Origin of the sequence: Streptomyces sp. NBC_00158, assembly GCF_045160885.1 — a bacterium.
GTDB lineage: Bacteria > Actinomycetota > Actinomycetes > Streptomycetales > Streptomycetaceae > Streptomyces.
This window is the reverse complement of sequence record NZ_CP108161.1, coordinates 4,581,463-4,594,144: the sequence shown is the minus strand read 5'-3', so window position 1 is coordinate 4,594,144 and position 12,682 is coordinate 4,581,463. Positions and strand designations below refer to the sequence as shown.

Genomic DNA, 12,682 nt, shown 5'->3' with positions numbered 1-12,682 from the left:
GGGGGCTACTTGAGGTACGCGTCGAGCTTGGAGGTGGTGAACTCGGCGTAGAGGCACTGCTCGTCCGCGCGGTGGGAGGAGAGCGCGTGGTTCAGGCCGTTGGAGATCTGCGCGCAGGCGGCGGCGAGGGTCTTGACCTGCGATTCCCACCGGGTGTTCGCCTTGGCGAGCGCGGCCCCGCTGCCGAAGCCCTCGCGGGAGAGCGCGGTGGCGGCCTCGGCGGAGGCGGTGGCGGCGTGGCGGCCGTCGACGTGGAGGCGGGAGTGCAGCTTGTACGCCTCGCTGCCGATGGCTCCGATGTGGTCCTGGTTGAGGGTGAGGTCGGCGGGGCCGGTGGCTGCCGCCGCCGTGTTGAGGCGGGTCGAGATGTTGGCCGCGGCGGTGGCCCGCGCGGCGGACCACTCCTCTTCGAAGGACATCCCGTGTGCTCCCCGCTCCGTGTCTGCCCGTGACTGCGTCAGCGCCCGGCCCGTCGTACGACGACTGCGGCGACCGCCCCGCCGATGAGGACGCAGGCCCCCAGCCCGAGGGCGATCCAGCTGCCGCTGCCGTCGCCGTCGCCGTTGCCCTTGTCTACCGCAGGCCCGGCGTGGGGCGGGGGCGGCGAGGTGATCTTTCCCCCGGTCGAGGGAACAGGGGCACCTGATGCTGCCGCCGCGGCTGCCGCGAGGTCGGGCAACGGGTACACGTCCGCCGGGCCGGGGTCGCCGGGGGTGGGGAGGGCGATCCGGGGCCGGACGACGCCGTAGCCGATGTAGTCGTTGCGCGCGGTGCCGTCGACGGGCTTGCCGGCGGTGTTGAGGAGGACGCGGAGGATCTGGTTGTTGGTCCAGGTGGGATGGACGGACCAGAGGAGGGCGGCGGAGGCCGAGGTTAGGGCTGTGGCGTCACTTGTGCCGTGGCCTGTGCAGAGGCCCGTACCGCCGCTGCACGCGGTGACGATGTCTGTTCCGGGCGCGGACAGGTCCACTGCGGCGTTGTGCTGCGACTCCTTGGTCGCCGCCCCGTCGTGGCCAACTGCCGCAACGCCCACCACTCCTGGCGTTCCAGATGGAAAGTAAATCTCGTCGTGACCGTCGTTACCAACGCCAGCAAAGATCAGCTTGCCCTTTGCCAGCGCGTACTTGACCGCGTTGGATAGTTCATCCGAATCGGGCCACCCGATCATCGCGACATTGAGGATCTTGGCGTCTGAATCGGCAGCAAATCTGATCGCATCCTTCAGGGTCGTATCCCGGGAAACGCCATTGCCATGCAGATCCACACGCAGCGGCAAGATCTGCACGCCAGGAGCAAGCCCGATGGCACTGCCCACCCCCCCAGGCCCCTTCCCATTGGCGGCGATGATCGCAGCCATGCTGGTGCCGTGGCTCTCATAATCAGTGCGCTCATCGCCCGCGATCCCGTCTGGGGCGAAGTCCTTTCCGGGCAGGACCTGACCCTCAAGTTCGGGGATGGGGGCGACGCCGGTATCGATCACCGCAACGGTGACACCTTTACCCGTGCTGATCTTCCACGCCTCGTCGGCCTTCATGGCTTCGAGGTGCCACTGCCTGGACCGCACCGTTTCCGCGTGGGCTGGGGTCGCGGCAATTCCAGCAAGCAGCAAACCCAGGAGGGCCGAGACCACCTTTCGCGTGCGCATCTCCTGAACATCCGTTTCGCTCAGTCGATCACCGGCGGGACAACACGACGGTTGCTCTGCCAAGTCTCTTCGTCTTCGACCAAATAGTCAGGGCGACCCCCCGTCTGACCTCCCCGCCCTCGGCCTGGAGGCGGTGCAGCAATGCCACCATGCCCCACCGCGCCAATTCCTGCGCCGCGTACGAGACCCGAACCACCCTGCGTGAACGGTTGGCTGCCAGATGCCGCCTGACGGCCACCGACGGGATCCGCTTCCAGACGTCGACCGGTCGGAGGGGTGCCCGGAGAGCGATACGGGCTGCCGAACGCACCGCCCATCATCCCGGGCACGGCGCGCCCACCGCCGTAATGCCCGTCCGCACCAATGACCGTGCCACGTGGGATACCTGCGCTCGGGCCGCCGGTGGCGATCGGCCGTCCGCCTACGATCCCGCTGTCTCGGGGAGATAACTCCGGAATGCTGCCAATCTTCCCACCAATTCCAACAGGCGGCTGTGTGATTGGCAGTGCCCCCCTGCCAGCTGATGGAGGCGTCAAAGGTGAAACAGAAGCACTGGGAGGATTCCAGCCGTCGCCAAGGGTGCTTGGGCCAGGAGCAACAGGCAGGCCTGTGGGCGGTGGCAGAGGTTTGTCCGGGAGAACAGCGGTACGGTCAAGACTCACGTACGCACCACTGTCTGGGAGTACGGTCGGCGGGGGCCCTGCCGCGGGAAGCACCATGCTGTCGCGCAGCATCGGACGGCCTGACACGTGGCTGGACTCATGCGAGAGACCGCTCACCGGCGACGAGTAGGCCCCTCGGCCAGAGCCAACCGCACCAGCACTTACAGAGTCGTCACCCGGTCGCGCGAGATAGGTTCCCTGCTCCACCCCAGCTGGCGGCACGAAATCGGCCGGCGGCGGCGGGTACGTCGGGATTTCGGCTCGGTTCATCTCCGTCGTCGCCAGTTCGTACGACTGCGCCAGCTTCGTCAGCTGCTGTACCGCCTGCTGGTGGTCCGTCGTCAGCTTTGCGTACGCGGTGCGGCCGAGCCGCTGGGCGTCCGGGTCGTTGTGGTAGCGGTGCGCCGCCGCGAGGGTTTCGGCCGACGCCGTGTCGTACTCCGGGGTGTTGGCCCGGACCTCGATCATCGTCTGCGCCGCCTGCGTCATCCACCGGCCGCCCGCCGCGCCGTAGTCCGCCAGCAGCAGCGTCGCGTTGCCCGCGCGGTTCACCCAGTCCTGGAAGGCGTGCGCGGCCTCACCCTCCCAGCCGGCGACCCGGTGCTTCTTCAGGCTGTCGCCGATCTCCCTGATCGCGGCCGCCGCCTCCGCCAGCTGCGTCGCCCGCGCCCTGACCGTCTCCGGGTCGAGCGACGCGAGCATCGCGAGCAGCTGTTCGTGCGAGCGGCCCTCGAAGTCCGTCCGCGGCGGCGGTGCCATCAGATCGTGCCCCTGCCCTGCTGCCTGGCGGCCGCGTCGTCGCCCTGCCCGCGGGCCAGGGGGTCGCGGGAGTGGACGTAGGCGTCCTTCGAGTCCTTGACGAGGGCCCGCATCCGGGCCTGAGTCTCCTCGTCCACGCCGCCGTAGCCGCGGCCCGCCGTCCGGACGGCGATGCCCAGCGCCTCGATCTGGCCCGCCAGGCCCGCGGACAGCTTCCGCAGCTCGCCGTGGACCGTCGCGTACGCCGCGAACAGGGCGTCCGCCTCCGCGAAGCCCGTGCCCAGGGTGCCCGTCGGCAGGGTGCCGTGGGCCAGCCTGCCGGCGTCGGCCTCCGAGCCGTCGAGGGTCCTCAGTAACGCGTCGACCCGCTTCTTGTAGGCGGTCATCGACTCGTACTCGACCGCGAGGGCCCTCGCGTTCTCCACCGGCGCCCGCCGCTACGCGCCCGGCGCCGGCGCCGGCGCCGCGACCGCCGCCGACGGCCGGATCGGGATCCTGTTCACGGGGCGGCCCGTAGCCGCGCGGACCGCCGAGGCGACCGCCGCCGGGGTGGTCACCACCGGCACCGCGCTCGCCGCCTTCGCGCCGAACGGGGCCACCACGTCCCGCTCCTCCACCAGGCGGACGATCCGCACCGCCGGGGCGTCCAGGGACGTCGGCAGGGCGTAGCCCGTCAGGTCGGGGTGGCGGACCAGGCCGGCGACCGAGCGGAGGTTCTCCGTCAGGGCCGCGCCGACGCCCTGGGTGACGCCCGCTTCGATGCGGGCCTCCAGCTGGCGGGGGTTGAGGACGCGGCCGACGTCCTGGGCGACGGCCAGTTCCACGACCCGTACCGAGCCGAGCTCGATGTCCACGTCGACGACCGCGCGGATCGCGCAGAAGGCGAGGCCGACGAAGGCGTCGCCCTGGCCGTGCTCGTCCAGCGGTTCGGTGGGGTGGGGGCGGCACTGGGCGGTCGCCCAGAGCTCCTTGCCCTCTATGGCCTCCGAGACCGTCATGGAGAAGGCCCCGTCGTACGAGGTGATCCGGCCGTCCTGGATCTGGAGGAGTTCCGTGGACATGCCCAGCTTGTGGGCCATGGGCTGGAGGAGTTGCGTACGGACCATCTTCGCGGCCCGCTCGACGGCCCCGCCCGAGACCCAGGTGTGCCGGCCGTGGGCGGCGGGGCCCGCCGGCGGCTGGTCGGTGTCGACGGGGGCGCAGGCCACCTCGTCGATGCCGAGGACCTCCTGGACGATCTGGCGGGCGAGGGTGGCGAAGCCCTGGCCGGTGTCGACGGCGGCGCAGATGACGGTGGCGGTGCCGCCGACCACCTTCACGGTGGCGGTGGAGACCTCGTCCGCACCCTCGGCGCCGAGCATGTGGACCATGCCGACGCCGTAGCCGACGCCGCGCCGCACGGCGCCCGGTTCGCCCGCGCCCTCGGGGCCGCCGGGCAGCAGCCACTCCTCCTCCGGGGTGTCCTTGGGGAGGGAGGGCAGGGGGAAGTCGCGGACGGCGCGGAGGAGTTCCGCGACGGGGGCGGGGCAGGTGACGGTCTGGCCGGTGGGGAGCAGGTCGCCGGTGGCCAGGACGTTGCGCAGGCGCAGCTCCGCGCCGTCGATGCCGAGGGCGGCGGCGAGCTTGTCCATCTGGCCCTCGTACGCGGCGCAGACCTGCATCGCGCCCTCGCCTCGGACGTGGCCGGAGGGCGGGTTGTTCGTGCGGACCGCCCAGCCCTCGACGAAGGCGTGCGGGACGACGTACGGGCCGCAGGCGAAGGCCACGGCCGCCGCGAGGGACTCGGCGGAGGCGTCGGCGTAGGCGCCGGCGTCCATCAGGATCTGGGCCTCGACCTTGACCAGCCGGCCCTCGGCGTCCGCGTGGTGGCGGTAGCGCAGCAGGGTCGGGTGCCGGTGGGCGTGGCCGAGGAAGGACTCCTCGCGGGTGGCGGCCAGCTTCACCGGGCAGCCCGTGCGCAGGGCCAGCAGGCCGAGCGGGAGCTGGAAGGCGGCGTCCTCGCGGTCGGCGGTGGCGCCGGGGACGCCGGTGACGACGACGCGGACGCGGTCCGGTTCCAGGCCGAAGCAGGCGGCGGCGAGGTCGCGGTCGGTGTGCGGGTCGGTGGAGGCGGTGTAGATCTCCACGCCGCCGTCGGGCCGGGGCACGGCCAGGCCGGCCTCGGCGCCGATGGGAGCGGGGTCCTGGCGGCCGATCCGGTACAGGCCCTCGACGACGACCTCGCCCGTCGCCTCGGGGTCCCCGTAGCGCAGCGGGATGTGCCGGATCAGGTTGCCGTCCGGGTGCAGCGGGGCCGCGCCGAAGGACTGCTCGGGGTCGGTGACGGCGTCGAGGAGTTCGTACTCGACGATGATCGCGGCGGCCGCGAGGCGTGCCGTGTCGGGGTGGTCGGCGGCGACGGCGGCGATGGGCTCGCCGTGGTGGCGTACGACGTCGTGGGCGAAGACCGGCCGGTCGGCGATGCGCCGGCCGTGGGTGGCGGCGCCGGGGACGTCGGCGTGGGTGATGACGGCGCGCACGCCGGGCATCTCGGCCGCGGCCGAGGTGTCGATGGAGCGGATGCGGGCGTGGGCGTGCGGGGAGCGCAGCACGGCGGCCCACAGCAGGCCCTCGGCCCAGAGGTCGGCGGCGTAGGGGAAGGTGCCCTCCGCCTTGGCGCGGGCGTCCGCGGAGGGGACGGAGACGCCGATTCCGCGCAGGGGGCGCGGCTGTTCGGCGTCGCCGTCGGTGCCGAGGCTGACCGTCGCCATGGTGGTGGTCGTGGTGGTGCCGGCCGTCGCCGTGGCCGCGTCCTGACCGCTCACGCCATGCCTCCGTTGTGCTGGTCCCCGCCGAATCCGTTCAGGCCGTTGAATCCGTCGGGGCCGGTGAGTCCGTCGGGGCCGGTGGGACCGCTCGGTCCGGGGAGACCGTTCGGTCCGGGGAATCCGTCCGGTCCGGGGAGGCCGAGCGGGCCGCCCCGGCCGTCGGTCCCGTTCGGGCCCGTCTGCCCGTCGAAGCCGGGCTGGCCGCCGAAGCCGGGCTGCCCGTCGAAGCCGGGCTGGCCGTCGAAGCCGGGCTGGCCGTCGAAGCCGGGCTGGCCGTCGAAGCCGGGCTGGCCGCCGTCGTAGGCCGGCCGGCCGGCGTCGAACACGCCGGATCCCGGGTTGGAGCCGAAGGGGTCGAAGCCCTCCGTCCCGTGTGCCGCCGGGTGCGCCGGGTGGATCCCGCCCTCACCGGGCTGCGCCTGGTGCGGGATGAGCGCCTCGGCCTCCGCCGCGTTCGCCTCGCGCTCGGCGACGACCTCGCGGACCGCCTCGATGACGCCCTTGTAGCCCGAGCAGCGGCAGAGGTTGCCGCACAGCGCCTGGCGGGTCTCCAGGTCGCTGGGGGCGTGGTTGCCCTCCAGCAGGTCATGGATGGTCATGGCCATGCCGGGCACGCAGAACCCGCACTGCACCCCGCCCGACCTGCACAACGCCTGCTGCACGTCGGAGAGTTCCCCGCCGCTCGCGAGGCCCTCGACGGTGCGCACCTCACTGCCGGCCGCCGTCGCCGCCGGGACCAGGCAGGAGGCGACGAGCCGCCCGTCGACCTGGACCGCGCAGGCTCCGCACTCGCCCTGCGAGCAGCCGTCCTTGGCGCCGGCCAGGCCGAGGCGCTCGCGCAGCACGTACAGCAGGGACTCGCCGATCCACGCGCCGGTGACGGGCCGGTCGGCGCCGTTGACCCGGAGGACGTACGACGCCGACGGGTGCTCGTGCTGGGCGACGGCGGGGATCCGCTCTTCCTCGTACGACGTCTCCTGGACCGGGAAACTCCCGGTGTCGCCCTCGGCCGGGGCCGGTACGGCGCCGTCGGCACCGCCGTCACCCGGCACGGGCGCGGCCTCGGCTTCGGCCGGAGCCGCGGCCGGGGGCTCCGCGAAGCCGTGTCCGGCGGTCGCGGCCGTCCCGGCGGTCGCGGCGGGCTCCATGGGCGCGGCGGTCCCGTCGGCGCCGTCGGCCTCCACGGGACGCGGCCGCTCGCCCTCCGCGGGCATCCCGGCCGGCATCTCGGCCGGGCCGTGGGAGGCCTCGATGTCCGGGGCCGCCTCGGGCACGGCCTCGGGCTCCGGCCCGGCCTGGAGGTAGCCCTCGGGCAGCGGGGTGCCCACGCCGGGGCCGCCCAGCACCCTGGGACCGCGTCCGGCCGACGGGGTGCCCGCGGGCGCGCCGGCGGCGCCGCCCGGGAGCACGCCGGAGCTCAGCAGCACCCCGGGAGCCGCCTCGGGCGCCACGGGCGGGGCCCAGGGGGCGGAGGCCCCGCCGGGCGGGAGCGCCGGGTCGGGCCGGGCCCAGCCGCCGTCCGGGGCGGGGTCGCCGGAGCCGCCGGGCAGCGTCCACTGCCCGGTGGCCATCGCGTCCTCCGGGCGGTGCACCGCCTCGGGGAAGTGCCACTCGGCGGTCGCGCCGGGATCCGGGTCGGTGTGGGGGCCGGAGTAGGGGTCGGGCTGCGGGCCGAGGTGCAGCCCGCCGCCCAGCGTCCCGTGCGGCCCGCCGGCGGCCGGCCCGGCGTGCGGCGCACCGCCGTGCGGGGCGCCGTGCGGCATGCCCTGCGGCTCGGCGTGCGGCCCACCCGACGGCTCCCCGTGCAGGGCACCACCGGATGCGCCCCCGTGCGGGCCACCGCCCGACGAGCCCCCGTGCGGGGAACCACCCGCGGGGTCCCCGTGCAGGGAACCACCGGACGTGTCCGTGTGCAGGGAACCACCCGACAGCTGCCCGTGCAGGGAACCACCGGACGTGTCCCCGTGCAGGGAACCACCGGACGTGTCCGAGTGCAGGGAACCACCCGACAGCTCCCCGTGCAGGCCACCGCCCGACGGGTCGAAGTGCAGCCCCCCGCCCAGCGTGCCGTGCCCGCCCCCGAGGGCGCCGTGCGCACCCCCCAGGGTGCCGTGCGTCCCGCCGCCGGGCTGCTCCGCGTGCGCGGCGGCGCCCTGCTGCTCGGCCTCCGCCTCGCCCGCGGGCGGCGCGAAGGCGGCCGCCACCGACGCCGGGAGCGGGATCGAGGCCGGGATCGGCGCGCGGGCGGGCGCCTGCGCGGCGGCACCGCCGCCCGGGCCGGCGCCCGCCCCGGGAGCCGTCCCCGAACCGGCGTCCGGCCACTGCACCGGCATCGTCCAGGTGCCGGTGGCGGTGGGGTCCGCGCTGCCCGACCCCAGCGGCACGATCATCGGCGGCGGCACGAAGCCGTGCCCGGGCGCCGCCAGCGGCTCCCCGCTGTCGAGCGCGTCCAGCATCTCCTGCGGGAGCTGCACGAAGGCCGTGGCCTCGTTGTCGTACTCGCCGCCCTGCGGGACCGGCTCCCAGCCCCAGCCGTTGCCGGCCCCGGCGGGCTGCCCCGCGTTCCCCGTCGTTCCGCTCACGTTCTCGTTCTCGCTCATGAGGTCAGCGCCCTCCCCAGGGCCCTGCGCGCCAGCACGGCCACCGTCCGCCGCAGGTGCAGTACCGCCGAGGACACCTGCTCCCCCTGGTCGGGCACGCAGGCGGCCGCGACGTACTCGCCGAAGGCCTCCAGCGCCTCGGGGGCCAGGCTGCGGTCCCCGTCCCAGTCGATCAGCGAGGCCACCCACTGCTCGGCCTCCAGCGGCCGCAGCGGCATCGGGGCCACCGCGCCGATCGCGCACCGCACACCGCGGCGCGCCGGGTCCAGCACGAGTCCCACGGACGCCACCGCGCGGCCCGGGCCGGTACGCCCCGTGGCCTTCAGGAACACCTGCGGGGCGTGCAGCAGCGGCACCCGCACGAAGCCGATCAGCTCGCCGGGCCGGAGCATGTCGCGGCCGGCCAGCAGGTGGGAGACGGGGATCTCGCGCTGCGAGCATCCGGTGTCCCCGAGGCTGCCGGGGCCGACGATGACCAGTTCCGCCTCCAGTGCGGCCAGCACCGGCAGGGCGTCTCCGGTCGGCGCGGCCGAGGCGATGTTCCCGCCGAGGGTGCCCGCGTTGCGGATCTGCGGCGGGCCGGCGGCCCGGGCGGCGGCGGCCAGCGCCGGGATCAGAGCGGCGAAATCCGGCCGTCCCATCCGGGCGTGCGTCAGTCCGGCGCCGAGGAGCGCGTGCCCGTCCTGGTACTGCCAGCCGCGGATCTCGCTGATCCGGCCGAGGCCGACCAGGGCGGCGGGGCGCAGCAGCCCGGCGTTGACGGCGGCCATGAGGTCGGTGCCGCCCGCCACGGGCACGGCCGCGGGCATGGCGGCGAGTGCCGCGACGGCCTCGTCGAGCGAGGCCGGCAGCATCACGGACTGCGCCCGCTCCGCCTGCGGCCCGAGAGCCGAGTGCGGTGCGTGCGGCCCCTGAGCCGAATGCGGTGTGTGCGGTGCGTGCGTGGTCAACCCGGCTGCCCCTTCCCGATGTCCCGGTCCCGGCGCTCACGCCTGTCCGCCGTACGGTACGTGCTCACCGCCGGGACGTGGCAACTCTGGCACATCTTCGGGACCGCCCGGCGCGAGGGTCGCCCGCGTACCGGGCGCCGGACCGCGCACCGGAGCCGCCCGCGCGCGACCGGGCCGGACCTGCGGGCGGGACGTGCGGGCGGGCCTGGCACCGCCCGCGGCAGGGTCCGTCCACCCTCCACCCGAACGTCCGTTTTTCCCCGTATCGGCCTCCTTTGAGCGAGAGTTCCAAAGGTTCCCGAAGAGTTCCGCTTCCGGACAGGCGGCGCCGGAGCGCCCCCGTGCCCCCGGGTCACACGATCGGGGGCGCGCCCTCGATCGGGCGTCCCACGACCCCGGGACGCCGCTGCCACGGCAACGGTCCGGCCGGTGGCCGATAGTCGACCCCGAGGGCGTCCAGGCGTGCCAGATGGCCGCTCGCGCGCGCCTCGAACCCGTCCCAGTCACGGGATTCCGGTTCCGGCAGCCGCGACCACACCGTCTCGGCGAAGGCGGCGAGCCGGGGGAACACCTGGTAGTCCACGCGGGCCTGGTTCTCCATCACCTCGGTCCACACGTTGGCCTGGGCGCCCAGCACGTGCGCGGCGGCCTCCGGCGACAGCTTCGGCGGCACCGGCTCGAAGCGGTAGACGTCCTCCAGGGTGCGCACGTAGCCGATGGGCATCGGCTCGTCGGGGCCGTCCGCCTGACGGTGGTCCAGGTACACCTGCTGCTCGGGGCACATCACCACGTCGTGCCCGGCCTCGGCGGCGGCGACGCCGCCCGCGTAGCCGCGCCAGGAGGACACGGCGGCGCCGTCGGCGAGTCCGCCCTCCAGGATCTCGTCCCAGCCGATGAGCCGGCGGCCGCGGGCTGCGAGCCAGCCGTCGAAGTGCCGGATGAACCAGGACTGCAGCCCGTCCTCCCCGTCCACGCCCAGTTCGCCGATGCGCGCCTGCGCGGCGGGCGAGGAGCGCCACTGCTCCTTGGGGCACTCGTCGCCGCCGACGTGGACGAACGGCGAGACCTCGGCCGGGAAGAGCTCCAGCAGCTCCTCGAAGACCCCCTCGTAGAAGCGCAGTACCCGCTCGGTCGGGGCGAGGACGTTCTTGCTGATGCCCCAGTCGTCCCACACGCCCAGCGCGGCGGTGTCCACCACGTCGGTGTTGCCCAGCCACGGGTAGGCGGCGATGGCGGCCTGCGAATGGCCGGGCACGTCGATCTCGGGGACGAGGCGGACGTGCCGTTCGGCCGCGTACGCGACGATCTCGCGGATGTCGTCGTGGGTGTAGAAGCCGCCGTGCGGGGTCTCGTTCCACAGCGGGGAGGCCCGGTGTCCCCACCGGCTGCGGGCCCGCCAGGCGCCCACCTCGGTGAGCCGGGGGTGGCGCTCGATCTCGATCCGCCAGCCCTGGTCGTCCGTCAGGTGCAGGTGGAGCACGTTCAGCTTGTGGGCGGCGAGCAGGTCGATGGTGCGCAGCACCCCGTCCTTGGGGGTGAAGTGCCGGGCGGTGTCGAGCATCAGGCCGCGCCATCCGAAGCGGGGGGCGTCGGTGATCGCCGCGTACGGCAGGCTCCAGGCCCGTCCGGGCCGCAGCGGGGCCCGCCGGTAGGCGTCGGGGCCGAGCAGCTGACGCAGCGTCTGGGCGCCCCAGAACAGCCCGGCGGCGTCCCCGCCGGTCAGTTCCACGCCGCCGGCGCCGATGTCGAGCCGGTACGCCTCGGGCCGCAGCCCGCCGGCTCCCCCGTCCGCTCCCCGGGGCGCGATCCGCAGCCGTACGTCGCCCCGCGCGCCGGGGGCGGGCGCGGGCAGGGCCCATCCGGTGGCGGCGCCGACCTCCCGGCGCAGCCAGCGCGCGACGCCCCCGGTGCCGGGCCCGGCGTCGAGCACGGGTTCGGGCCCGAAGGTGTGGCGGCGTCCCTCAGGATCGGGGACGGCGCTCTCGGGGAGCGGGATCAGGTCCATGCGTCAGCCCTCCGCGGCAGCCGGCCGGTCGCCCGCGCGGAGGCGGCGGCGGCCGGTCCGCGGCGGTCCCGCCCGGCACCCGTCCCGCGGGGCGACGCTCGTCGCGCCGACCCTAACCCGCCCCGCGCGCACGGCGAAGGCCCCCGGACGCGCTCACGCGCATCGGGGGCCTTCGGCGGCGGAAGTCAGGACCTTGCTACTTGTCCTTGCCGCCCTTGTCCTTGTCGCCGCCGGCGCCCATGGACTCGTAGATCTCCTTGCACATGGGGCAGACGGGGTACTTCTTCGGGTCGCGGCCCGGGACCCAGACCTTGCCGCAGAGCGCGACGACGGGGGTGCCGTCGAGCGCGCTCGCCATGATCTTGTCCTTCTGGACGTAGTGGGCGAAGCGCTCGTGGTCGCCGTCGCCGTGGGAAACCTGCGGCGTCGGTTCTACGAGGGTCCCCGTACCAGTCCCGCGCTCGGGCTCAAGAGTGCTCATAAATCCAGGGTACTGAACCCCGCCGGGCTCAGTTCAGCGACGGGTCGTCCAGATAGGTGGCGACCATCGCGAGCTCGCTGCGCTGTCGCCGCAGCACCGCCCGCCACAGCCGTTCGGGGTCCGGGTAGGAGACGTCGCCGGGTTCGGAGTCGACCACGTACCAGGCGCCGTCGCCGAGCTCGTCCTCCAGCTGGCCGGGGCCCCAGCCGGAGTACCCGGCGAAGATGCGCAGGGCCCCGAGGGCGGTGGCGAGGAGTTCGGGCGGGGCCTCCAGGTCGACGAGGCCGATCGCCCCGTGCACCCGGCGCCAGCCGAGCGGGCCTTCCCCGCCGGGTATCACGGCGACCCCCAGGGCCGAGTCCAGTGCGACGGGGCCGCCCTGGAACACCACCCCCGGATCGCCGGCCAGCGGGGCCCAGGGGAGCAGGATGTCGCGGACGTCCACGGGGGTGGGCCGGTTGAGGACCACGCCGAGCGAGCCCTGCTCGTCGTGGTCGAGCAGCAGCACCACCGCGCGGTCGAAGTTCGGGTCCGCGAGGGCGGGGGTGGCCACGAGCAGCCGCCCTGTGAGGGAGGACACCTCGGTCATGGGCACATGATCTCGCACAATCGCCCCTCGGGGGGAGCGGGCGGCGGTACCGGATCAAGCGCAGCTCAGGGCGCACGGCGGCAGAGAGGAGCGCGCGCCGCCCCGCACGCCGGAACGCAACACTCCGCTACCTGGCGGACACCGAGGGTGCTGTGCCGTATTCATGACAGTCCTACGGCCCCGT

The 12,682-nt window shown here is 74.5% G+C and carries 10 protein-coding genes; all 10 read right to left on the bottom strand.

Features of this window, described 5'->3' with window-relative positions; genetic code table 11:
* Window positions 1-5: 5 nt before the first annotated feature.
* The 10 genes from OG553_RS21130 to OG553_RS21085 all read right to left on the bottom strand — a co-directional run bounded on the left by OG553_RS21130 (window position 6) and on the right by OG553_RS21085 (window position 12,498).
* The gene (locus tag OG553_RS21130) at window positions 6-419 is read right to left on the bottom strand and encodes a hypothetical protein (protein WP_405980482.1); all 414 of its coding nucleotides are present in this window, start codon (window positions 417-419) and stop codon (window positions 6-8) included.
* A 38-nt stretch (window positions 420-457) separates the two neighbouring features.
* Window positions 458-1,645, bottom strand: a complete 1,188-nt coding sequence (locus tag OG553_RS21125) for a S8 family serine peptidase (RefSeq protein WP_405980481.1) — start codon at window positions 1,643-1,645, stop codon at window positions 458-460.
* Between the two features lie 20 nt (window positions 1,646-1,665).
* On the bottom strand, window positions 1,666-3,066 hold the full coding sequence (locus OG553_RS21120) for a hypothetical protein (RefSeq protein WP_405980480.1): 1,401 nt from the start codon (window positions 3,064-3,066) through the stop codon (window positions 1,666-1,668).
* Window positions 3,066-3,491 carry a DUF2563 family protein gene (locus tag OG553_RS21115; RefSeq protein ID WP_405980479.1) on the bottom strand — a complete coding sequence of 142 codons (426 nt, stop codon included), beginning with the start codon at window positions 3,489-3,491 and terminating at the stop codon, window positions 3,066-3,068. The genes OG553_RS21120 and OG553_RS21115 overlap by 1 nt, the downstream gene beginning before the upstream one ends.
* A 12-nt stretch (window positions 3,492-3,503) precedes the next feature.
* Window positions 3,504-5,816: a xanthine dehydrogenase family protein molybdopterin-binding subunit gene (locus tag OG553_RS21110; protein WP_405983097.1), complete on the bottom strand. Its 2,313-nt coding sequence runs from the start codon at window positions 5,814-5,816 to the stop codon at window positions 3,504-3,506.
* Between the two features lie 50 nt (window positions 5,817-5,866).
* Window positions 5,867-8,473, bottom strand: coding sequence for a 2Fe-2S iron-sulfur cluster-binding protein (locus tag OG553_RS21105; RefSeq protein WP_405980478.1), 2,607 nt, complete (start codon window positions 8,471-8,473; stop codon window positions 5,867-5,869).
* Window positions 8,470-9,327 (bottom strand): FAD binding domain-containing protein, encoded by an 858-nt coding sequence (locus tag OG553_RS21100; protein ID WP_405983096.1) that lies wholly within the window; start codon window positions 9,325-9,327, stop codon window positions 8,470-8,472. The genes OG553_RS21105 and OG553_RS21100 overlap by 4 nt, the downstream gene beginning before the upstream one ends.
* Window positions 9,328-9,775: 448 nt before the next feature.
* A complete protein-coding gene (locus OG553_RS21095; RefSeq protein WP_405980477.1) occupies window positions 9,776-11,428 on the bottom strand; it encodes a beta-N-acetylhexosaminidase in 1,653 nt (550 codons plus the stop codon).
* A gap of 196 nt (window positions 11,429-11,624) precedes the next feature.
* Window positions 11,625-11,909 carry a DUF3039 domain-containing protein gene (locus OG553_RS21090; protein ID WP_007264396.1) on the bottom strand — a complete coding sequence of 95 codons (285 nt, stop codon included), beginning with the start codon at window positions 11,907-11,909 and terminating at the stop codon, window positions 11,625-11,627.
* A gap of 28 nt (window positions 11,910-11,937) precedes the next feature.
* The gene (locus OG553_RS21085; RefSeq protein WP_405980476.1) at window positions 11,938-12,498 is read right to left on the bottom strand and encodes a YqgE/AlgH family protein; all 561 of its coding nucleotides are present in this window, start codon (window positions 12,496-12,498) and stop codon (window positions 11,938-11,940) included.
* Between the last annotated feature and the right edge of the window lie 184 nt (window positions 12,499-12,682).